This is a genomic window from Xanthomonas nasturtii (assembly GCF_001660815.1).
GTDB lineage: Bacteria > Pseudomonadota > Gammaproteobacteria > Xanthomonadales > Xanthomonadaceae > Xanthomonas > Xanthomonas nasturtii.
In genome coordinates this window covers 34,715-56,088 of record NZ_LYMI01000011.1, presented here as the reverse complement: position 1 = coordinate 56,088, position 21,374 = coordinate 34,715, and the positions used below count along the sequence as shown (strand labels likewise).

General features: G+C 65.3%; 19 protein-coding genes, 1 other RNA gene and 1 pseudogene. 15 read left to right on the top strand and 6 right to left on the bottom strand.

The features are described 5' to 3' along the window. The first annotated feature begins 58 nt into the window (after window positions 1-58). The 9 genes from creB (at window position 59) to A7D16_RS05575 (ending at window position 9,271) form a co-directional block, all read left to right on the top strand. Complete coding sequence (gene creB, locus A7D16_RS05615) at window positions 59-763, top strand: two-component system response regulator CreB (protein ID WP_193395445.1); 705 nt, start codon at window positions 59-61, stop codon at window positions 761-763. A 48-nt stretch (window positions 764-811) separates the two neighbouring features. Next, the gene (gene creC / locus A7D16_RS05610; protein WP_064630638.1) at window positions 812-2,272 is read left to right on the top strand and encodes a two-component system sensor histidine kinase CreC; all 1,461 of its coding nucleotides are present in this window, start codon (window positions 812-814) and stop codon (window positions 2,270-2,272) included. A 428-nt stretch (window positions 2,273-2,700) separates the two neighbouring features. Beyond that, window positions 2,701-4,020 (top strand): cell envelope integrity protein CreD, encoded by a 1,320-nt coding sequence (gene creD / locus A7D16_RS05605; protein ID WP_064630636.1) that lies wholly within the window; start codon window positions 2,701-2,703, stop codon window positions 4,018-4,020. Between the two features lie 7 nt (window positions 4,021-4,027). Next, a complete protein-coding gene (locus tag A7D16_RS05600; protein WP_064630634.1) occupies window positions 4,028-4,450 on the top strand; it encodes a hypothetical protein in 423 nt (140 codons plus the stop codon). Between the two features lie 34 nt (window positions 4,451-4,484). Then, window positions 4,485-5,096, top strand: a complete 612-nt coding sequence (locus tag A7D16_RS05595) for a GNAT family N-acetyltransferase (protein ID WP_064630632.1) — start codon at window positions 4,485-4,487, stop codon at window positions 5,094-5,096. Window positions 5,097-5,143: 47 nt separating this feature from the next. Then, window positions 5,144-6,028, top strand: a complete 885-nt coding sequence (locus tag A7D16_RS05590; RefSeq protein ID WP_064630630.1) for a carbon-nitrogen hydrolase family protein — start codon at window positions 5,144-5,146, stop codon at window positions 6,026-6,028. A gap of 169 nt (window positions 6,029-6,197) precedes the next feature. Beyond that, complete coding sequence (locus A7D16_RS05585) at window positions 6,198-7,289, top strand: DUF3616 domain-containing protein (RefSeq protein ID WP_064630628.1); 1,092 nt, start codon at window positions 6,198-6,200, stop codon at window positions 7,287-7,289. 68 nt (window positions 7,290-7,357) lie between these two features. Then, window positions 7,358-8,761 (top strand): glutamate--tRNA ligase, encoded by a 1,404-nt coding sequence (gene gltX / locus A7D16_RS05580; RefSeq protein ID WP_064630626.1) that lies wholly within the window; start codon window positions 7,358-7,360, stop codon window positions 8,759-8,761. 15 nt (window positions 8,762-8,776) lie between these two features. Further along, on the top strand, window positions 8,777-9,271 hold the full coding sequence (locus tag A7D16_RS05575) for a transcriptional repressor (protein WP_064630624.1): 495 nt from the start codon (window positions 8,777-8,779) through the stop codon (window positions 9,269-9,271). A 111-nt stretch (window positions 9,272-9,382) separates the two neighbouring features. On the opposite strand, the gene A7D16_RS05570 is transcribed toward A7D16_RS05575, so the two are convergent. Further along, the gene (locus tag A7D16_RS05570) at window positions 9,383-10,003 is read right to left on the bottom strand and encodes a TetR/AcrR family transcriptional regulator (RefSeq protein ID WP_064630622.1); all 621 of its coding nucleotides are present in this window, start codon (window positions 10,001-10,003) and stop codon (window positions 9,383-9,385) included. Window positions 10,004-10,133: 130 nt separating this feature from the next. Between A7D16_RS05570 and A7D16_RS05565 the strand changes: the two genes are divergently transcribed. Genes A7D16_RS05565 through A7D16_RS05550 form a run of 4 tightly spaced genes read left to right on the top strand, consistent with a single transcriptional unit; the run spans window position 10,134 to window position 16,688 of the window. Further along, complete coding sequence (locus A7D16_RS05565) at window positions 10,134-11,357, top strand: efflux RND transporter periplasmic adaptor subunit (protein ID WP_064630620.1); 1,224 nt, start codon at window positions 10,134-10,136, stop codon at window positions 11,355-11,357. A gap of 16 nt (window positions 11,358-11,373) precedes the next feature. Beyond that, window positions 11,374-14,517: an efflux RND transporter permease subunit gene (locus A7D16_RS05560; RefSeq protein WP_064630618.1), complete on the top strand. Its 3,144-nt coding sequence runs from the start codon at window positions 11,374-11,376 to the stop codon at window positions 14,515-14,517. 1 nt (window position 14,518) lies between these two features. Beyond that, complete coding sequence (locus A7D16_RS05555; protein ID WP_064630616.1) at window positions 14,519-16,024, top strand: efflux transporter outer membrane subunit; 1,506 nt, start codon at window positions 14,519-14,521, stop codon at window positions 16,022-16,024. After that, the gene (locus A7D16_RS05550; RefSeq protein ID WP_064630614.1) at window positions 16,017-16,688 is read left to right on the top strand and encodes a TetR/AcrR family transcriptional regulator; all 672 of its coding nucleotides are present in this window, start codon (window positions 16,017-16,019) and stop codon (window positions 16,686-16,688) included. Before A7D16_RS05555 ends, A7D16_RS05550 begins: the two co-directional genes overlap by 8 nt. 3 nt (window positions 16,689-16,691) lie before the next feature. Here A7D16_RS05550 and A7D16_RS05545 read toward each other — a convergent pair. After that, window positions 16,692-16,768, bottom strand: a non-coding RNA gene (locus A7D16_RS05545) — sX9 sRNA. Window positions 16,769-17,181: 413 nt separating this feature from the next. On the opposite strand from A7D16_RS05545, the gene A7D16_RS05540 reads away from it, so the two are divergent. Beyond that, a complete protein-coding gene (locus tag A7D16_RS05540; RefSeq protein WP_064630612.1) occupies window positions 17,182-17,655 on the top strand; it encodes a (R)-mandelonitrile lyase in 474 nt (157 codons plus the stop codon). 140 nt (window positions 17,656-17,795) lie between these two features. Here A7D16_RS05540 and A7D16_RS24420 read toward each other — a convergent pair. Together A7D16_RS24420 and A7D16_RS24415 are read right to left on the bottom strand one after the other, a co-directional pair. After that, a pseudogene (locus tag A7D16_RS24420) lies at window positions 17,796-18,083 on the bottom strand (helix-turn-helix transcriptional regulator); the annotation flags it as partial. Continuing rightward, window positions 18,053-18,166 (bottom strand): hypothetical protein, encoded by a 114-nt coding sequence (locus A7D16_RS24415; protein ID WP_373419017.1) that lies wholly within the window; start codon window positions 18,164-18,166, stop codon window positions 18,053-18,055. The gene A7D16_RS24415 and the pseudogene A7D16_RS24420, both read right to left, overlap by 31 nt. Window positions 18,167-18,471: 305 nt before the next feature. Between A7D16_RS24415 and A7D16_RS23700 the strand changes: the two genes are divergently transcribed. Continuing rightward, on the top strand, window positions 18,472-18,672 hold the full coding sequence (locus tag A7D16_RS23700; protein WP_064630606.1) for a hypothetical protein: 201 nt from the start codon (window positions 18,472-18,474) through the stop codon (window positions 18,670-18,672). 219 nt (window positions 18,673-18,891) lie between these two features. On the opposite strand, the gene A7D16_RS05520 is transcribed toward A7D16_RS23700, so the two are convergent. Together A7D16_RS05520 and A7D16_RS05515 are read right to left on the bottom strand one after the other, a co-directional pair. Next, window positions 18,892-19,488, bottom strand: a complete 597-nt coding sequence (locus A7D16_RS05520) for a potassium-transporting ATPase subunit C (RefSeq protein WP_064630604.1) — start codon at window positions 19,486-19,488, stop codon at window positions 18,892-18,894. A gap of 1 nt (window position 19,489) precedes the next feature. After that, the gene (locus tag A7D16_RS05515; protein ID WP_064630602.1) at window positions 19,490-21,274 is read right to left on the bottom strand and encodes a S8 family peptidase; all 1,785 of its coding nucleotides are present in this window, start codon (window positions 21,272-21,274) and stop codon (window positions 19,490-19,492) included. Between the last annotated feature and the right edge of the window lie 100 nt (window positions 21,275-21,374).

Below are 21,374 nucleotides of genomic sequence, written 5' to 3'. Positions count from 1 at the left end.
GCCGCGCAGTGCATCTGCAATGCCGCGATGGCGCTACAGGCTGCGCCGGCATGCAGCTATGCTGCGCGGCATGTCCGAATCTCCTGCCCGCGTGCTCGTCGTCGAAGACGAAGCCGCCATTGCCGATACCGTGCTGTATGCGCTGCGCAGCGAGGGTTATGCGCCCGAACATTGCCTGTTAGGCCGCGATGCGCTGGCGCGGCTGCGCGCCGACCCGGCCGATGTGGTGGTGCTCGACGTGGGCCTGCCGGACATCAACGGCTTCGATGTGTGCCGCATGCTGCGCAGTTTCAGCGAGGTGCCGGTGATCTTTCTGACCGCGCGCAACGACGAGATCGACCGCGTGCTCGGTCTGGAGCTGGGCGCCGACGATTACATGGCCAAGCCGTTCTCGCCACGCGAACTGGTGGCGCGCGTGCGCGCACGCCTGCGCCGGCGCACCGTGGCTGCGGCGGCCGAGCCGGGCTGGCAGCCGCACGGGGCCTTTGCGATCGACCGCGAGGGCAGCCGCATCCGCTACGGCGATGCCTTGCTGCCGCTGACCCGTTACGAATACGCGCTGCTGTCGGCACTGCTGCAGCGTCCCGGTGCGATCCTGAGCCGCGCGCAGCTGATGGACCGCGGCTGGGATGCCAGCGCCGACAGCGCCGACCGTACCGTCGACACCCACATCAAGACGCTACGCAGCAAGCTGCGCCTGGCCGGCGTGCCGGCCGACCCGATCCGCACCCACCGTGGCCTTGGCTACGCGTTGGAACTGTAGGTATGGGCGGGTACGCACGTGGCGACCTGAGCGAGGCTGCGCGCTGACATGCGGCTCGGCCTCAAGCTGTTTCTGGGCTTCTTCCTGATCGTGGGCCTGGCCGCGTTCTTCGTGATGCGCGTGTTCGTCAACGAGGTCAAGCCCGGCGTGCGCCAGGCGATGGAGTCCACCTTGGTGGATGCGGCCAACGTGCTGGCGGAAATCGCCAGCAGTGAACTGGCTGCCGGCACGCTTGCCGATGGCAGCTTCGCGCGCAACGTGGCAAGGGCGCAGCAGCGCGACCCCAAGGCGTGGGTGTGGCGCTTCCGCAAGAACAACGTGGATTACCGCGTCACCGTCACCGATGCGCGCGGGGTGGTGGTGTTCGATTCGCTGGGCCGCGACGTGGGCCGCGACAATTCGCGCTGGAACGATGTCTATCGCACCTTGCGCGGCGAATACGGCGCGCGTTCCAGCCCGGAAATCGACGGCGACCCCACCGCAACGGTGATGCATGTGGCCGCCCCGATCTACGCGCCGGACGACCCCAAGCAACTGATCGGCGTGCTGACCCTGGCGCAGCCCAACCGCAGCATCGACCCGTTTATCGAAGCCAGCCAGCGCAACATCCTGCAGCGCGGCGCCTGGTTGATCGGCATTTCTGCGTTGATCGGCATCGCGATGACCTGGTGGCTGATGCGCGGCATCGGCCGGCTCAATCGCTATGCGCAGGCGGTGAGCGCCGGCATTCCGGTGCCGCCGCCCAAGCCGCGCGGCGATGAAATCGGCGATCTGGGCCAGGCGCTGGAATCCATGCGCCGCAAGTTGGAAGGCAAGGCCTACGTGGAGCAGTACGTGCAGTCGCTGACGCACGAGATGAAGAGCCCGCTGGCGGCGATTCGCGGTGCGTCGGAGCTGTTGACCGAGCCACTGCCGGAGGCCGATCGCCAGCACTTCGTTGCCAGCATCCGTGCGCAGGAGCAGCGGCTCACCGAAACCATCGACAAGCTGCTGGCGTTGGCCGAGGTGGAGCAGCACGGCTGGTTGCAAAAACGTGAGCGCATCGCGGTGGCTGGCTTGCTGCAGGCAGCAGTGGATGCCGTGCTGCCACGCGCGACAGCGGCCGGGGTGCGGGTGGAGATCGATGTCGCATCTGATGTCACATCTGATGCAGCGCGCGAGCACTACGTGCTCGGCGACGGGTTTCTGCTGCGCCAGGCGCTGATCAATCTGCTTGAAAACGCCATCGCGTTTTCGCCCGAAGGCAGCACCATGCACCTTTGCACGCAATTGCACGCTGAAAAATTGCAGGTGTCGGTGCAAGACCGCGGCAGCGGAGTGCCGGATTACGCGCTGGAGCGGGTGTTCGAACGTTTCTACTCGCTGGCCCGTCCGCAGACCGGGCAGCGCAGTTCCGGGCTCGGCTTGCCGTTCGTGCGCGAAGTTGCACGCCTGCACGGCGGCGAAGCGACGCTGGACAACCGCGACGGTGGCGGTGCCGTGGCGACGTTGCGGCTGCCGGCTGGCTGATCTGCGGCCTGGCTGCAGGGCCCTTGTCCGCCCACCATCGCGGGACACGCTGCAAGTACGTCCTTGTAGCTCTTACGCGGCATCCATGCCGCGTAAGGTCCCGCGACGGTGGGCGGGCAAGGACCAGTCACGATGGTCGGTGCGCATGGCTTTCGATAAAACAGCCGGCAACTATCTGGTGAGGCATCGCGCGTTCGACCCACTCAGCGTTTGATCTGGACGTGCGACTGCATCCACAAAGATTTGGCCGACAAAACCACTGCACTCACTGACAGGCGAGCGCTCGCCAGGCTTTGTTAGCCCTCCAGTTGCAGCAAGGCACGGGGATTCGCCGGCTGAGCTCCCACTTCACATTGGCTTCAAATTCGCCTCAAACCCCCGACACCGGCGCATCGCACCCTGGCCACCTCCCAATCTGAGGATGGCCGATGAAATCCCTGAAACTGTTATGGCGGTTCGCCACCATCGGCGGGCTGATCCTGCTGCTGCTGATCCCGTTGTTGCTGATCCGTGGCGCCGTGCAGGACCGCGCCCGCTACCGCGATGAGGCGGTGGAGCGGGTGGCGCAGAGCAAGGCGGGCGAACAGCAGTTCATCGCGCCGGTGCGGGTGCTGCCGTACACCGAAGATGTGCAGGTCACCGAGCCGGACGAGCAGGGCAACCAGCGCAAGGTCTGGCGCAAGCGCGAAGGTGCGCTGCTGCAAACACCGCGTAGCCTGAAACTCATCGGCGAAATGGTGCCCTCGGTGCGCGAGGTGGGCCTGTACCGGGTGCAGGTGTATTCCTGGAAAGCCACCCTGCATGCCGAATACGACCCCTTCGACTACGCGGCCGCTCCGACCCGCGTGTATGGCCAGCCGCACTTGGCCATCGGTATTTCCGACGTGCGCGGGTTGGTCGGCACGCCGCGCTTGCAGGTCGATGGGCGCACCCTGGCGCTGGAAAGCGGCGCAGGCGCCTTGGCCGATCGCTCGGCAGGCATCCACGCCCAACTGAGCCCGCTGGCCGACCCGGTCGCCGGCCGGCTGCAGGACGGCAACGTGGTGAACATGCAGTTCGTGCTGGACGGCACGCGCCGGCTGGCCATCGCACCGATCGCCGACAACAACGAGATTGCGTTGCGCTCCAGCTGGCAACACCCCTCCTTCGGCGGCCGCTTCCTGCCGAATGCGCCGAGCATCGGCCCGAAGGGCTTCGATGCCAGCTGGTCGCTGTCGTCGCTGGCTACCGGTGCGCAGACGCAGTTGCAATCTAGTCAAGCATCGCTGGATACGCTGGAAGTGCGCCTGGTCGACCCGGTGGATGTGTATACCCAGGCCGACCGCGCCAGCAAGTACGGCATCCTGTTTGTGGTGCTGACCTTTGTGGCGTTCGTGTTGTTCGAGTTGATCAAGCGCCTGCCGATCCACCCGTTGCAGTACCTGCTGGTGGGCCTGGCGTTGGCGATCTTCTTCCTGCTGCTGCTCAGCCTGTCCGAGCACATCGCATTTTGGCAGGCCTATCTGATCTCGGCGGCAGCGTGTATCGGGCTGCAGTTCTTCTATCTGTCCGGGGTGCTGCGCAGCTGGGTACGTGCGGCTGGCTTTTCGGTGCTGCTCACCGCCTTGTATGCGGTGCTCTACAGCTTGTTGATCTCCGAAGACAACGCGTTGCTGATGGGCTCGTTGCTGTTGTTCGGCATCCTGGCCAGCATCATGTGGGTGACCCGCAAGCTCGATTGGTACGAGCTTGGCAACAGCCTGCGCTGAGGCCGGCATGATGGCGCATGCACAGTTGCACCGGCGCGCCCAGCGCTTGCTGCCGGCCGGCATCGACACGGTGGCGCTGCTTCCGGCAGCGCTGCCGCAGCCCTGGGAACGCTCGGCGCTGTCGGCCTTGCCGTTGCACCGAGATGGACGCCGCGGCGTAGTGGGCCTGCAGATGCACGCAGATACCGCGCAGGCCTTGCGCGTCGGCGGCCACGCCTTTTTGCAGGCCGCACCGCAGCAGCACACCCCGGCCAGCAAGGCGCGTACCCGCAGCTACGGGCCGTGGCAAAGGCTGAGCAACGGCAGTTACTGGGCGCGCAGCACCGATGCGCTGCTCGGGGTGCTGCTGGCCACCGAAGAAGCGGTGGTGTGGTTGTTATGGCAGCAACCCGAGCCCGGCGCTGCGCCCCATGGCCGCTGGCTGCGGTGAGCGGGGCACTGCAGGCACGCCGGGCTGGCTTACCATGCCCGGCATGACTGGCTCATCCCTGATTGTCGAAACGGTGTGCGGCACGCAGGTGCTGCCGCACCTGGATGCGGTGGCGCAGCTGCGCATTGCGGTGTTCCGCGCCTGGCCGTATCTGTACGAAGGCGATGCCGGCTACGAACGCGATTATCTGGCGGCCTATGCGGCCTCGCCAGAGAGCGTGTTCGTGCTGGCACGCGATGGCGACGCGGTGATCGGCGCATCCACCGGCTTGCCGCTGCTCGACGATGGCGCCGCGTTCCACGCACCGTTCCGCGCTGCCGGCATCGACCCGGCCAGCGTGTTTTATTTCGGCGAATCGGTGCTGCTGCCTGCGTATCGTGGTCAGGGGATCGGGCATGCATTTTTCGACCGGCGCGAAGCGCATGCGCGCAGGCTGGGGCGCTTCGCACTGACGGCGTTCTGTTCGGTGGAACGTGCGCCCGACGACCCGCGCAAGCCAGCCGAGTACCGCGCCAACGATGCGTTCTGGCGCAAACGCGGCTACGCGCCGCAACCGGGCATGCGCGTGCAGCTGGAATGGGCGGAGTTGCACCACGGGCAGATCGACCACAGCTTGAGTGTGTGGACACGTGCGTTGTCGCAGTGACTGATCCACCTTCGTTCTCTATCGATCCACAGCAATAAGGCCACCAGATGAAAATCGCCGTCGCCAAATACCCGATCGGCAAACCCGCCGATTTCGCCGCGTTTGCCACGCACCAGTCGGCCCTGGTCGGCGAGGCTGCCGCGGCCGGTGCGCGGGTGGTGGTGCTGCCCGAATACCTGTCGCTGGAGCTGGGCGCGACCTTCGGCACGCATGTTTCCGCCGGCTTGCCCGAATCGTTTGCGGCCATCCAGGCGCTGCGCGCGCCGTGGCTGGAACTGTTTGCCGGCCTGGCGCGCCAGCATCAGGTGCACCTGATCGCCGGCAGCTTTCTGCTGGATCCGGGGCATGGCCGCTACCGCAATCGCAGCGACTGGTTCACCCCCGAGGGCCTGCATGGCTGGCAAGACAAACTGCAGCTCACCGGTTTCGAAAAAGCCACCGGGCTGATCGAGCCGGGCGATGCGCTCAAGGTGTTCGACCTGGACGGCATCCGCGCAGCCATTGCAATCTGCTACGACAGCGAGTTCCCGCTGCCGGTGCGCGCGCAGTACGAGGCCGGTGCGCGGCTGCTGATCGTGCCCAGTTGCACCGATACTGCCGCCGGTGCCATGCGCGTGCGCATCGGCTGCCTGGCGCGTGCGCTGGAAAACCGCGTGTTTGTGGCGCAATCGGTGACCGCCGGCGAAGCGCCCTGGAGCCCTGCGTTGGACATCAACACCGGCGAGGCGGCGGTGTTTGCCCCGATGGATGTCGGCTTTCCCGCCGATGGCGTACTGGCGCAAACGCACGGCGATGCGCTGTGGGCGGTTGCGGAGCTGGACTTCGACGCATTCGAAGCCAGCCGCGCACACGCGCAAGTCGCCAACGACCGCGATTGGCATGGGCAGTTGGGTGCACGCATCGCGCGCGCCACGCTGGCCACGTTCGCCTGATAAGGCGCGGCCCTCAGAGGTTCATGCTCAGCGTCGCGGACGCAGTCGATGCTTGCGATCGCACCTGCTACGCGTACGCTGCAACGTGTCCGCGCCGTCCTTCAACGGGGCACCGCGCTACGCTGTCTTCGCCACTCTCACCCTTTGCAACGCCACCCACCAGGTTCCCATGGCCAAGAAAACCCTCATTCCGCATAGCGTCCGGCTCGAATTTGCGCCCGGTGCGCTGGTGCACAGCAATCTGTCCGGTGCTGCGTTCACCGACGACTGGCTGTGGGTGGCCGGCGACGAAGCCTGCGCGGTGGACCGGCTGCGCAAGCTCGACCCGGTGCAGCGCGAGACGCTGCGCTTCGGCGAAGGGCAGAGCTTTGCGCTGGCCGAGCTGCTGGATCTGCCGGGCGAAAATGGCGAAGAGGCAGACCTGGAAGGCATGGGGCTGTCGGACGGATTTCTGTGGGTGATCGGCTCGCACGGCAGCAAACGCAAGAACGCCAAGCGCGGCCGCGACGACGCCGAAAACGCCAAACGCCTGACCAAGCTGAAGCTCGACGCCAACCGCCGCCTGCTGGCCTGCCTGCCCATCGAATACGCGCAAGACGGCAGCCCGCAGCTGGTGCGCGAAGCCGCCGACGGCCGCCGTGCGCTGCGCCTCAAGGGCGATGCAAAGAACAACCAGCTCACCGAACTGCTGGCCGACGACCCACATTTCGGCCCGTTTCTGAAGATTCCCGGCAAGGACAACGGTTTCGATATCGAAGGCATCGTGGTCGATGGTCAACGCTTGCTGCTGGGCCTGCGCGGGCCGGTGCTGCGTGGCTGGTCGGCGCTGCTGGAAATCCAGGTGGAAGCGCATGGCGACCATCTGCGCCTGGCGCCGCTGGACGAAGACGGCACGCTGCTGCGCAAGCATTTCCTGCAGCTGGGCGGGCTGGGGGTGCGCGACCTGCATTACTCCGGCGACGATCTGTACCTGTTGGCCGGGCCGACCATGGTGCTGAACGGCGAGATCCGGCTGTTCAAGTGGCCGGATGCGCGCAGCGTGCTGGCCGCCAACCGCGCGCCGGTGCGCTTTCAGCACGACTTTCTGGAATCGGCGGTGCTGCCGCACGGCAAGGACAGCGACCGCGCCGAGGCCATCTGCAACCTGCCCAAGCAGCTGGCCGGCCAAATTCCTACCTGGCTGGTGCTGTACGACGCCCCGGGCGCGGCGCGCAGCGGCGGCGATTGCGTGGTGTACGGCGACCTGTTGCGCAACCGCTGAGCAGTGGGCCGGGCAGGGCCACGCTGCGCAAGGTAAAATCGGCGCAGTCCCGTTTCGCCGAGCGCTCCATGACCTGCCGCACCCGTTTTGCCCCCAGCCCCACCGGTTACCTGCACATCGGCGGCGCCCGCACCGCCCTGTATTGCTGGCTGGAGGCACGCCACCGCGGCGGGCAATTCGTGCTGCGCATCGAAGACACCGACCGCGAGCGCAGCACCCAGGCGGCCATCGACGCCATCCTGGAAGCGATGGAGTGGCTGGGCCTGCACTACGACGAAGGCCCGATCTACCAGACCCAACGCGTGGCCCGCTATCAGGAGGTCGCCGAGCAGCTGCTGGCCCAAGGCAAGGCCTATTACGCCTATGAAACCCGCGAAGAGCTCGACGCCATGCGCGAAACGGCGATGGCCAGGCAGGAAAAACCGCGCTACAACGGCGCCGCCCGCGAGCAGAACCTGCCGTACCGCGACGACCCTAACCGGGTCATCCGTTTCAAGAATCCGGTCGGCGGCAGCGTGGTGTTCGAGGACCTGATCAAGGGCCGCATCGAGATCGCCAACAGCGAGCTCGACGACATGGTGATCTTCCGCCCGGACGGCTTTCCCACCTACAACTTCGCGGTGGTGGTGGACGACTGGGACATGGGCATCACCGAGGTGATCCGCGGCGACGACCACATCAACAACACCCCGCGCCAGATCAATATCTATGAAGCGCTGGGTGCCCCGGTGCCCAAGTTCGCGCACATGCCGATGATCCTGGACGAGCAGGGTGCCAAGCTGTCCAAGCGCACCGGCGCGGCCGACGTCATGCAGTACAAGGACGCCGGCTATCTGCCGCATGCGTTGATCAATTACCTGGCGCGCCTGGGCTGGTCGCATGGCGACCAGGAGCTGTTCACGCCGCAGGAATTGCTGGACCTGTTCGACGTCAAGGACGTCAATTCCAAGGCCGCACGCCTGGACATGGCCAAGCTCGGCTGGGTCAACCAGCACTATCTGAAGACCGACGACCCGGCCAGCATCGCCCCGCAGCTGGAATACCAGCTTGCCAAGCTGGGGGTGGACATCGCCGCCGGCCCGGCCGCTGCCGATGTGGTGGTGGCGCTGCGCGAGCGCGTGCAGACCCTGAAAGAAATGGCCGAAAAGGCCGTAGTCTGGTACCAGCCGCTGGAAACCTACGACGAAGCGGCGGTGATCAAGCACCTGAAATTGGGTGCGGAAGCGCCGCTGGGCAAGGCGCGCGAGATGCTCGCTGCGCTGAGCGAGTGGAGCGTGGAGAGCGTGTCGGCGGCGCTGCACGACGCGGCCGCAGCGCTGGAACTGGGCATGGGCAAGGTCGCCCAACCGCTGCGCGTGGCCATCACCGGCACCCAGGTCAGCCCGGACATCTCGCAGACGGTGTACCTGGCCGGTCGCGAGGGTGCCTTGAAACGCATCGATGCGGCACTCATCAAGATCGGAGCGGGCTGACCGCCGGAGCCTGTGATGAAAACCAACGAACACGCCTGCACTGCACCGCACCACCACGTCGACGACGCCAACGGCTTCGTGCGCGCGGTGGAGCGTGCCTGCAGCGAGCGCGGCCTGCGGCTGACGCCCATCCGCGCCAACGTGCTGCGGCTGATCGCCGATGCCGGCAAGCCGGTCAAGGCCTACGAGCTGCTGGACTGGGTGCGCGAAGGCAAGGGCGTCGGCGCCGATGCGCCGCCCACGGTGTACCGCGCACTGGATTTTCTGATGGCCAATGGCTTCGTGCACAAGCTCGAATCGGTCAACGCCTTCGTCGCCTGCCACCACCCCAACAGCGCCCAGCATTCGGTGCCGTTCCTGATCTGCGACCGCTGCCATAGTGCAGTGGAACTGGAAGACCGCGATGTGGTGTCGCAACTGGAAGCCCGCGCCAAGGCGCTTGGGTTCCAACCGCAGGCGCAGACGCTGGAAGTGCACGGCCTGTGCGCCAAGTGCGCGGTGGCGGAGTGACGATCGCCTGGGAAACAGGCGATTTATCGACCCGGCGGCAATAGACACACACGCGCGCACTCCGCTGCCGATGGATGCGCTCTGCAAGTTACCGAACGACGCCACCGCACATCACGCCGCGGCGGCGGTCTTGCACCCATAGCCGGCCAGGAATAGATCCACCGCGCGTCGCGTCGCCTTGCGCAAATACTCGGGCGAGGGGTCCTTGAGCGCGCCGAACAGGCAGGGCATCAGGGTTTCCGCTTCCAGCAGCGCGGCGAACTGCTTTGACGCGATCAGGACGTCGGCGCAGCGGATCACGCCGCGATCCATCTGCGTCTGCAGGAAGTCGGCCATGCGTTGCACGCCTTCTTCGGGGCCTGCATTGAAGAACAGCGCCCCCACGTCCGACCGTCCCGACACGCCGATGATGGTCTGCCAGATCGTGATCGAGCTGGGGGCGCACAGGAAGCTGAGGATGTCCTCGCCAAAGCGCTGCAGGGTTTCCGCAACGGGGCCGCTGCTTTGTGACAACGCGTCCAGCAATGGGTCGATGTAGCGGTCGGACATGTCTTTGGCAAAGGCCACGAACAACTCTTCCTTGGACGAGAAATAGCCGTACAGCGTGCGCTTGGAGCCGCCGACCCGGGCGGCGATCTGCGACATCGACGCGCCTTCGAAGCCCATCTCGAGGAACACCTCGCTGGCGGCCTGAATGATGGCCTCGCGCTTTTCTTCGGTTCTGACCCGCATCAGGTTCTCCTACGTAATCCATAAGTATACCGACTGGGCAGAAATGCTTGACGGCTACGGATGAGCTTATTAGGATACCGAACCGTACCGTTTAGATTTAACCATCATCACTCCCGTTGGAGACCCGCCCGTGCGTGCCCATGCTTCGTTTCGCCTGTCGTTGCTTGCTGTTGCCGTTTCCGCCACCGCCCTGCTCAGCGCCTGCGGCAGCCCGCCGGGCGGCCCGCCGCCGCAGGAGGGCACCCCGGAAATGGGCGTGCTGACCGTCAAGCAGCAGCCGGTGACGCTGACCACCGAATTGCCGGGGCGCACCGTTCCGTACCTGATTGCCGAAATTCGCCCGCAGGTGGGCGGTCTTGTGCAGTCGCGCCAGTTCACCGAAGGCGGCGACGTCAAGGCCGGCCAGACCCTGTACCAGATCGACCCGGCCCAGTACCGCGCCAGCTATGCCAGTGCCCAGGCCACGCTGGCCAAGGCCGAGGCAACCCTGCGCACGGCGCAGCTCAAGGCCGAGCGCTACAAGGAGCTGGCCCGGATCAAGGCGATCAGCCAGCAGGAAGGCGACGACACCGACGCTGCGCTGGGCCAGGCAAAGGCGGATGTGGCGGCAGGCAGGGCCAGCGTGGAGACCGCGCGCATCAACCTGGCGTTCGCCCGGCTGGATGCGCCGATCTCCGGCCGCATCGGCCGCTCCAGCGTGACCCCGGGCGCGCTGGTGACTGCCAACCAGGCCAATGCGCTGACCACCATCCAGCAACTGGACCCGATCTACATCGACGTCACCCAGCCCAGTAGTGCGGTATTGCGCCTGCGCCAGGCGATGGCGCGCGGCGACCTGGAACGGGCCGGCGATGGCGCGGCCAAGGTGTCGCTGCTGCTGGAAGACGGCAGCACCTATCCGCTGCAGGGGCACCTGGCGTTCTCCGACGTCACCGTGGATCAGAACACCGGCTCGATCACCCTGCGCGCAGTGTTCCCCAACCCGAACGCCGAGCTGTTGCCCGGCATGTACGTGCGCGCGGTGCTGCAGGAAGGCGTCAAGGAGCAGGGCGTGCTGGTGCCGCAGCAGGCGGTCTTGCGCAATGGCGCTGGCAAGCCGACCGCGTTTGTGGTCGGTGCCGATCACAAGCTGCAGCTGCGCGTGCTGGAAACCGATCGTGAGGTCGGCGACCAATGGCTGGTGCGCAGCGGCCTGAAGACCGGCGAGCACCTGGTGGTGGAAGGCGTTTCGCGCGCCCGCGATGGCATCGAGGTCAAGACCGTGCCGTGGCAGCCCAAGGGCACGCCCGCGACTGCGGGCGCTCATGCAGCCGGCACCCCTTCCGCCCCGACCGCACCGCGTGCGGCCAACTGAGGCGGGATCACACGTCATGGCACGTTTCTTTATCGATCGTCCGATCTTCGCCTGGGTGCTGGCCATCATCGTGATGCTGGCCGGCATCCTGTCCATCGCCACCCTGCCGATTGCGCAATACCCCAGCATCGCTCCGCCCGCGGTTGCCATTACCGCCAACTACCCGGGCGCCTCGGCGCAGACGCTGGAAGACACCGTCACCCAGGTCATCGAGCAGAAGATGAAGGGGCTGGATCACCTCAGCTACATGGCCTCCACCAGCGAATCCAGTGGTGCGGTGACCATTACCCTGACCTTCGAAAACGGCACCGACCCGGACACCGCGCAGGTGCAGGTGCAGAACAAGTTGTCGCTGGCCACACCGTTGTTGCCGCAGGAAGTGCAGCAGCAAGGCGTCACGGTGACCAAATCGGCCACCAACTTCCTCAACGTGCTGGCCTTCACGTCCGAAGACGGCAGCATGAGCGACTCGGACCTGTCCGATTACGTGGCTGCCAACGTGCAGGAAACCATCAGCCGCGTCGAAGGCGTGGGCGACACCACCTTGTTCGGCTCGCAGTACGCGATGCGGGTGTGGATGGATCCCAATAAGTTAAACAACTTCAGCCTGACCCCGGTGGATGTGCGCACCGCGATCCAGGCGCAGAACGCGCAGGTCTCGGCCGGCCAGCTCGGTGCGCTGCCGGCGGTGCCCAACCAGCAACTCAATGCCACCATCACCGCGCAGACCCGGCTGAAGACCGCCGAGGAGTTCGAAAACATCCTGCTGCGCACGCAGTCCGATGGCTCGCAGGTGCGCTTGCGCGATGTGGCACGCATCGAACTGGGCAGCGAGAGTTACAACACGGTGGGCCGCTACAACGGCAAGCCGGCGGCCGGTCTGGCGATCAAGCTGGCCACCGGTGCGAACGCGCTGGATACGGTGCGTGCGATCGATAAAAGCCTGGAAGAACAGGAGAAATTCTTCCCGCCCGGCATGAAGGTGCAAAAGCCATACGACACCACGCCTTTTGTGCGGATCTCCATCGAGCAGGTGGTGCACACGCTGATCGAAGCGGTGGTATTGGTGTTTCTGGTGATGTATCTGTTTCTGCAGAACTTCCGCGCCACCTTGATCCCCACCCTTGCGGTTCCGGTGGTGTTGCTGGGCACGTTTGGCGTGCTGGCGGTGTTCGGTTTCACCATCAATACCCTGACCATGTTCGCGATGGTGCTGGCGATCGGTCTGCTGGTGGACGATGCGATCGTGGTGGTGGAAAACGTCGAGCGGGTGATGGGCGAAGAACACCTCTCGCCCAAGGAAGCCACGCGCAAATCGATGGATCAGATCTCCGGTGCGCTGGTCGGTGTGGCGTTGGTGCTGGCGGCGGTGTTCGTGCCGATGGCGTTCTTCGGTGGCTCCACCGGTGTGATCTATCGGCAGTTCTCCATCACGATTGTCTCGGCCATGACCTTGTCGGTGCTGGTTGCGATGATCCTGACCCCGGCCTTGTGCGCCACCTTGCTCAAGCCGGTGGAAAAAGGTCATGGCCTGGCCACCACCGGTTTCTTCGGGTGGTTCAATCGCGTATTCGATCGCGGCAACAACGGCTACCAGGGCGTGGTGCGGCACATGCTGGGCAAGGGCTGGCGCTATATGCTCGCCTATGCGGCGCTGCTGGCGCTGGTGGTCTTCGGCTTCATGAAATTGCCGGTGGGTTTTTTGCCGGATGAGGACCAGGGCACCTTGTTCGTGCTGGTGCAGCTGCCGCCCGGTGCTGCCGATGCGCGCACCGCTAAGGTGCTCAAGCAGGTGGAGCATCACTTTCTGGTCGATCAAAAAGACTCGGTCGCCGGCGTGTTTGCGGTGTCTGGATTCAGTTTTGCCGGTACCGGCCAGAATGTGGGCTTTGCCTTCGTCAAGTTACGGCCGTGGGACGAGCGCACCGGCAAGGGCCAGAGCGTCACCGATGTTGCTGCCAAGGCGGGTGCCTTCTTCGCTGGCATACGCGATGCCAGGGTGTTCGCATTCGCACCGCCGGCAGTGTCAGAGTTGGGCAATGCCACCGGTTTCGACCTGATGCTGCAGGACCGCGCCAATCTCGGTCATGAGGCGTTGATGCAGGCACGTAATCAGCTGCTGGCCGAGCTGTCGCAGGACAAACGCTTGGTGGCGGTACGTCCGAACGGGCAGGAAGACACGCCCGAATTCAAGCTGGAGATCGATTCGCACAAGGCGCAGGCCATGGGCGTGTCCATTGCCGACATCAACAACACCTTCTCCAGTGCGTGGGGCAGCGTTTACGTCAACGACTTCATCGACAAGGGGCGCGTCAAGAAGGTGATGCTGCAGGCCGACGCGCCGTACCGCATGAATCCGCAGGACATCGACCGCTGGTTCGTGCGCAACAGCGCCGGCACGATGGTGCCGTTCAATGCCTTCGCTACCGCAAGCTGGCAATCAGGCTCGCCACGTCTGGAGCGCTACAACAGCGTGCCATCGGTGGAAATCCTGGGCATGGCGCTGCCGGGTGCGGCGTCCAGCGGTGAGGCGATGCAGATCGTGGAAGCGGCTGCGGCCAAGTTGCCGCCGGGGATCGGATTCGAGTGGACCGGGTTGTCGCGGCAGGAGAAATCCTCGACCGGCCAGACCGGCCTGCTGTACGGGTTGTCGATCCTGATCGTGTTCCTGTGTCTGGCCGCGTTGTACGAAAGCTGGGCGATTCCGTTCTCGGTGATCCTGGTGGTGCCGCTGGGTGTGTTCGGCACGCTGCTGGGCGCGATGTTGACCTGGAAAATGAACGATGTGTACTTCCAGGTGGGCTTGCTTACCACGATTGGTCTGGCCTCGAAAAACGCGATCCTGATCGTCGAATTCGCCAAGGAGCTGCATGAAAGCGGCAAGAGTCTGATCGAGTCGGCATTGGAGGCGGCAGGCATGCGCTTGCGTCCGATTCTGATGACATCGCTGGCCTTCGTCCTGGGTGTGGTGCCGTTGGTGCTCGGCAGTGGTGCCGGTGCAGGCGCACAGCATGCGTTGGGTACTGCCGTGATCGGCGGCATGTTGTCCGGCACGATCCTGGCGATTTTCTTCGTACCTTTGTTCTTCGTCTTGGTGATGGGCCTGTTCAAGCGCCGCACCCAGCCCACTTCGCCCGCCCCGCAACCGACAGGACACTGAGATGAAACCGATTCGCATGACATTGACCGCGATCGCGGTAGCCAGCGTGCTGTCTGGTTGCACGCTGATGCCGCGCTATGCACGGCCCGACGCGCCGGTGCCGGAACGTTTTGCCGGCACCGATATCACGATTGCCTCGAACGCCAGCGACACCACCGAAGCCGGCACGAGTGAGGCGATGGACATCGCCAACATCGGCTGGCGGCAGGTGTTCACCGACCCCGCGCTACAGCAGGTGATCGCGTTGGCGTTGGAGAACAACCGCGACCTGCGCGTGGCCGCGCTCAACATCGAAGTGGCGCGTGCGCAGTACCGGGTGGAACGCGCTGCGTTGCTGCCATCCGTGCAGGGCACCGGCACTTCCAACAACGCACGCACACCAGCGGAACTGGCGATTCCGGGCCAGCCGCAGGTGTTTCGCACCTACAGCGCCAACATCGGCATCAGTGCGTACGAGCTGGATCTGTTCGGGCGCGTGCGCAGCCTGAAAGAACAGGCACTGCAGCAGTTTCTGGCCACCGCCGAGGCTCGCCGCAGCACGCACATCAGCCTGGTAGCCGAAGTGGCCACCGCCTATCTGACGCTGGCGGCGGATCAGCAGTTGCTGCAACTGGCGCAGTCCACCTTGACCAGCCAGAGCGATAGTTATCGCTTGCAGCAACGCAGCTTCGAGCTGGGCGTTGCTTCGCAGCTCACCTTGCGCCAGGCGCAGACCACGGTGGAAACCGCGCGCGTGGATGTGGAGCGCTACACCGCGCAGGTGGCGCAGGACCGCAATGCCCTGGTGTTGCTGGTGGGCACGCAGGTGCCGGTGGAATTACTGCCGCGCGTTTTGCCCGATGGCGCTAGCGTGGAAGGCAACGTGCTGGCCAGCGTGCCGGCCGGGTTGCCGTCGCAGTTGCTGCAACGACGCCCGGATATTCTGGAGGCCGAGCGCAACTTGCGTGCGGCCAATGCCAATATCGGGGCGGCGCGCGCGGCGTTCTTCCCGAGCATCAGCCTGACCGCATCGCGGGGCTCCTCCACCACCAGTCTGTCCAATCTGTTCGATTCCGGCACCCGCGCCTGGAGCTTCGTGCCCACGCTGACGTTGCCGATCTTCAACGCCGGGCGTAATCGCGCCAATCTGGACATGGCCAAGGCCAACCGCGCTATCGAAGTGGCGCAGTACGAAAAAGCGATCCAGAGCGCGTTCCGCGAAGTGTCCGATGCGCTCGCGCAGCGCGACACGCTGGGCCGGCAATTGCAGGCGCAACAGGCATTGGTCGACGCAACCGCCGATAGCTATCGCTTGTCGCAGGCGCGCTTCGAACGCGGCGTGGACAGCTATCTGCAGGCGCTGGATGCGCAGCGTTCGCTGTACAGCGCCCAGCAGACGCTGATCACCACGCAGCTGTCGCGCTTCACCAACCTGGCGACGTTCTACAAGGCGATGGGTGGCGGCTGGCTGCAATCGGCTGCGCCGACTGCCACTGCGACCCCACCAGCGGAGCCGCCACGTGGATGACGACGCGCCGTCCGCTGCGCCCAGGCGTGCGCCACACGACAAACGTGGCGCCATCCTGGCGGCGGCACGCGCGCTGTTTCAACAGCACGGCTTCGACAGGACCAGCATGGACACCATCGCCGAGCGCGCGAGGGTGTCCAAGGCGACGGTGTATGCGCATTTCGCGTCCAAGGAGGTGCTGTTCCGCACCACCCTGGAAGCGCTGGCGCACGCCGCGCCCAATCGCTGGAATACCTTGCTGGATCTGCACGGGCCGCTGGAGCAACGCCTGGCTGGGGTCGCGGAGGCGGTGCTGCGCGTGTCTGCCAGCAGCCTGCTGGATGACACCGCGTATGGCCTGGTGCGCCCGCCTCTATTGCCCAGCCAGATGCGCGAGGAAATGTGGACGCTGTGCTTCGAGCGTTACGACAGCATGATGCGCACGCTGTTGGCGCGCGAGGTGCAACGCGGCGCATTGGTGATCGACGACCTGCCGGATGCATCGGTGCATTTCTTCGGCTTGATCACCGGATGGCCGGCCAATGCCGCCATGCGCGACGATGCGCACGCGTTGCAACTGGATACGTATGTCAGCGGCGCGGTGGCATTGTTCCTGCGTGCGTATCGCCCAGGTTCGGGACTGGACGGGAACGACCGGAAACGCGAGGTGCCCAGCGGGTTCTAGAGCGGCTAACAAGATGTAGCGAGCAGTCGTCGGGTGGGTGTGGATGGCGCGCTCAGAAGTGCAGTGCAGGAGTGGTCCATGCCGCACCGAGCACCGGCCGCGCCCGTCTGGCGGTGCGCGCAGCAGGTTTGTTAGCGGCGCTTGGGTGCAGGGGCCTGCAGGGAGCATTCCTGCGAACGCTGTGTCGCGCGCCCGCACGGCCGTTGCCCATCCACGGATGGTTTTACTTCACGTCCGTCTCTATCGAGTGCGCGGCAGCAGACCGCCGTGGCGGGCAGCCGCAGATCGCTGCATGTGTGCCGCGCCAGCTCGGCCGCTACGGCAGAAAGAGATGAGTGCACCACTACCTCGGCACTGCCTCTTTCCATCCGCTGCATCGGCTGATTGGGCATCGCGCGATTGATGCGCTGTGCTTCGAAGTGCATGCGTGGCGGCAAGGTAATAGCGGCAGGCAAGCGCGCTACAGTGGCTAGTCGAATCGAGGAGCACCGGAATGAATCTGTTCGCTACTGCAATGTCGCTGTCGATGATGGCCGCTGCCGTGCCCGGCGGCGAAGAACACAAGCCGATCAAGGTGAGCAAGGCGGGCGGGGCGGCATCGGCGGTGGGGCCTGCGGAGTATTTCACCGGCAAGGTGCGCATCGATGCACCATTCCAGGCCGATGCGCCTGCACGGGTAAGCGGTGCCACCGTTACCTTCGAGCCGGGCGCACGCACCGCGTGGCATACCCATCCGCTGGGCCAGACCCTGATCGTCACCACCGGCGCCGGGCGCGTGCAGGAGTGGGGCAAGCCGGCGCAGGAGATCCGCCCGGGCGATATCGTGTGGATTCCGCCGGGCGTCAAGCATTGGCATGGTGCCAATGCCACTGTGGCGATGTCGCATATCGCCATTGCCGAGGCAGTGGACGGCTCGCCGGTGACCTGGTTGGAGCAGGTGAGCGAGGCGCAGTACAAGGGCGACTGAGCGAGCAACAACGTTGGCGTGGCAATCTGCCGTGTCCGGTGCGCAGCGCCACACATCGATATCGCTGCCGGGGGAGGCGGTGACCTGTCGCGACGCATGCGGCCGCGGCAGGTCACCCCTGCTCGGTCAGGCCGGCACGCTCACGCAACTTCCGTCGCATCGGGCGTACTGGCGCGCAAGCGTTGTGCAGCGTGCGCCGGTGACTCGCCAAGAATGCGCGTGTAGTCGCGACTGAACTGCGATGCGTTTTCATATCCCACCCGAAAGCCCGCATCTGCGGCCGTGAGCGCTTCGGCCACCATCAGTCGGCGCGCCTCGTGTACGCGCAGATGCGGGCGGTATTCCAGCGGCGTCATCGAGGTCACCGTCTTGAAATGCGCGTGGAAGGTGGAACGGCTCATCGCCGACAGGTCGGCGATCTGCTCGATGCGGCCTTGCGGCCTTGCGCCACCGGACACAGCATCGGCGTGTAGACGGTGGGGATGCCATCTGCGGCGATCGAACTGCGCATCACGTGCAAGCCGGCGATCGGCGTGGCGTGCATGCCGTCCGTGGGTGCGTGGCGCAGCAGGATGTCGGTCAGGTCGGCAGTGGCAAAAGGCATGCGGGACGCTCGTGCGCTGGCGCTGTGCGGCACAGCCGCGGTATCGCGATCCTTACAAGGAACGCCGTGGTGCGCCCATCAGTGGCAGGCGCGACAATGGCACGGGCGCTCGCATATTCGGCCAATGCGGCAGACAGCATGCAGCTGCCGCTGATCGATCGCTCACGCAGATTCCGTATCCTTGCGGCCTGTTCCCGGTGTTCGGATCGTCTATGGCTGCGAAACCCCGATCCCTTGCTGCTCCCTCCACCCCGGCCGACTGGAAAGCGATCGAGCAGGCGGCAACCGCCGAGCTTGCCAGGCGCGCCCAGCTGGCGCATCAGCAGATTGTCGGTTTGCTGAGCACGCACGGGCATCTGCTCAGCGATGCCCAGCGCCGCGCACTGCGTCAACGCCTGCAGCGTGGGAGTTGATCTGTCGCCGCGCAATGCGCCGAGCGCCCGATCGACGTCCATCTTCGCTGGGATACGATTGAAGGCGCTGCGACCGGTCACGCTGAGTGCGCCTTGCTGACCGATGGCCGGCACTGGCTCAGCGCTGGCTCCACGACAGTCCGCGGTGACGGCGTACCGGACGATCACGCCCGTCACGCCTTTGCAGACAACGCCTGCCTGACCGTGGCGCTTGCCCACTCAGCGCAGGGTCGCTACTCCCTGGATCAGCTGCAGCGATGCATCGTCGACCTCGCGGTCGGCACGTACCCGCGGCAATGCGGCAAGCGCCGCCCGGACCGACGCGTACCCGATGATGCCGCTGCCGTCCTGCGTGGCCGAGAGCACCGTGCCGTTGCTCTGCCGTGCCACTCTGGCGATGGTCTCGGCATTGCCTGCAAAGATGTCCAGTCGTGGCGCTGCCACGGCCGGTTGGCCATTACGCTGATTGATGGCCACCATCAGGTCGGGTTCGTCTTGCGCGCCGGCTGCGCCGCTGCGGCGACCAGTCGCGGCGCCGCCGGGCAGGATGAGATACGGACCAACGCGCACCGCCGCTGCGGAATCGACCGTGGCAGTCGCACCTGCGCGGCGCATTGCAGGCGTCGCGTCAGGTGGCGGTGCCTGCACCTGCCGCTGGATCCTGGCATCGGGCACCAGTCTGAAATCGGTGTCGCCGATCATGAAGCGCGCACCGGTAGCAGAGCGCTGCAGCGCCGTCTGCATGCTGGTCTGGGCCAGGGCGGGCATGCCGGTCAGCATGCACAGAACGATGGTGGTACCAAGCGCTAGTTTCATGTCAGTGCCCCAGAACGCGTAGTTTGAAGCCCGTCAGTTGGGCCGGAGTGGTCGAATCGGACATGTCGGTGACTTCCAGCGTCCAGATGCCAGTCACGCGCTCGTCGAGAAACGCGTTGCTGGTGGAGAGTGGAATATCGAACCCGGTTCCTTCAGTGATCGGCGACAGTGTCTGAAAGGGAGTGAGCACATGGCTGCGGGTCCCGCTGGGCGAGATCAGCACCACTTGCAGATTGCTGGGAGTGGTGTGGGTGGTCTGCATCGACCATTGCACGGTATCGATGGTAAGCGCATCGCCAAGCCGCAGCTGCAAGGTTGCCGGTGCATTCGGCCCGCCGATGGCCGAACTTGCCGGACGCGCCGCTTTCCAGCCCAGATCGCGTTGCGGCGGCAAGGGTGTGAAGCGATAGGCGCGATAGACCGCTTCGGCCGCATCCACCAGGCCGAACCCGTACCAGTTGCTGAAGCTATGTCCGGCGGCGTTGGTGATCCAGCCCGGTTCGATCACGCTGCCGCGATAGCGGATGACCGGTTGCTCCCGATCGATCTGGCGCGCGCTGGTCGCCAGAATGTATTTGACGTCGCGGGCGCTGAGCGCGGGGTTGGCCTGCAGAATGAGTGCGGCCACGCCGGACACCACCGGTGCCGATGCCGACGTGCCATTCATCGTGGCCAGGTAGTTGCACGATGGATCGATCGGCGAGCTGCTGCCGTCCAGTGCATTCTCCGGTGCGGCGTCGGCATTGTCGGCACTCCAGCCGGCAGCGCAGCCGGCCAGGTCGGTGGTGACGATGCCAGGGTCGTAGTAAGCCGAGATGGGGCGGTCGCCGAAGTAGCGTCGTTGCAGCCCATATTCGCCGCCAAATCCGCTCACCCATAGCGCCGCGCCTGCCGAGGAATAAGAAGAGCGCACGCCTCTGGCATTGACCGCGCCGGCCATGATGATCTGCGGTAGGTTGCTCGTTGGGTCGGTGGCCGGCGTGGAGCAGGTCATGCCCAGCGTACGGGCCAGCGCAGGGCACACCTCGACCCAGTTCCCTGCGGCATTCGTGCCGAAAAAACTGTTGAATGTATTACCGGCCGACTGCACATACACGCCGCCCTTGCCGTCGCGCGTGCCGCGCATCAAGCGTTCGAGCGAGCGCTGGGCAGCGGGCGAGAAGGCGGGGTAGAACGTCAGATCCGAACCGAAGCTGTTATTGAATACAGCCACGTCACCTGATTCGGCGCCAGCTCCCCAGGACGCGCGTAAATTGCTGTCGAAGTCGGTCGGGATGCCTTCCGCTGCAAAGAGTTTGAAGCCTTTGAGCCGCGCATTCGGTGCGACGCCGCGGCCGCCGATGCCATTCCAGCCGGCTTCCGCCATGATGCCGCCCACCGCCGTGCCATGCGCTTCACCAGGATTGCGCGGCGTTGGATCGTTGGACCCGTCGGCGAAGTTTTTCGATCCGCCAGGGACGACGTTGGCTGCCAGATCCGGATGACGGATATCCAGCCCATCGTCCAGCACCCCCACGATCACGCCCTGGCCACGGATTCCCAGCGCATGCACTGGTTCGATATTCAAATCCACACCTGCGACAGGACGGGAATCCGCAATCACGTCCTGCCCGTTGTTGAGCAGATGCCATTGGTAGCGAAACAGCGGGTCGTCAGGCTCCGGCGCCCGCGGTTGCGCGCGAATCGAAGCCGGCCCTTGCGCCGATGCCGGCGCGATGGAGGCATCGCCACACAAAACCAGCAGCGTGGCGGAGCACAGAAGTTGCCGTTGCAGAAGAGTCGTCATCAACAGGATCCCAGTGGGTGAACTGAAGGGAGTCGCCAACGCGGCGAGGTGATGCATGCAGGCAGCGTGCGGCCGATGCGTGGGGTCGACCGGCGGGCGC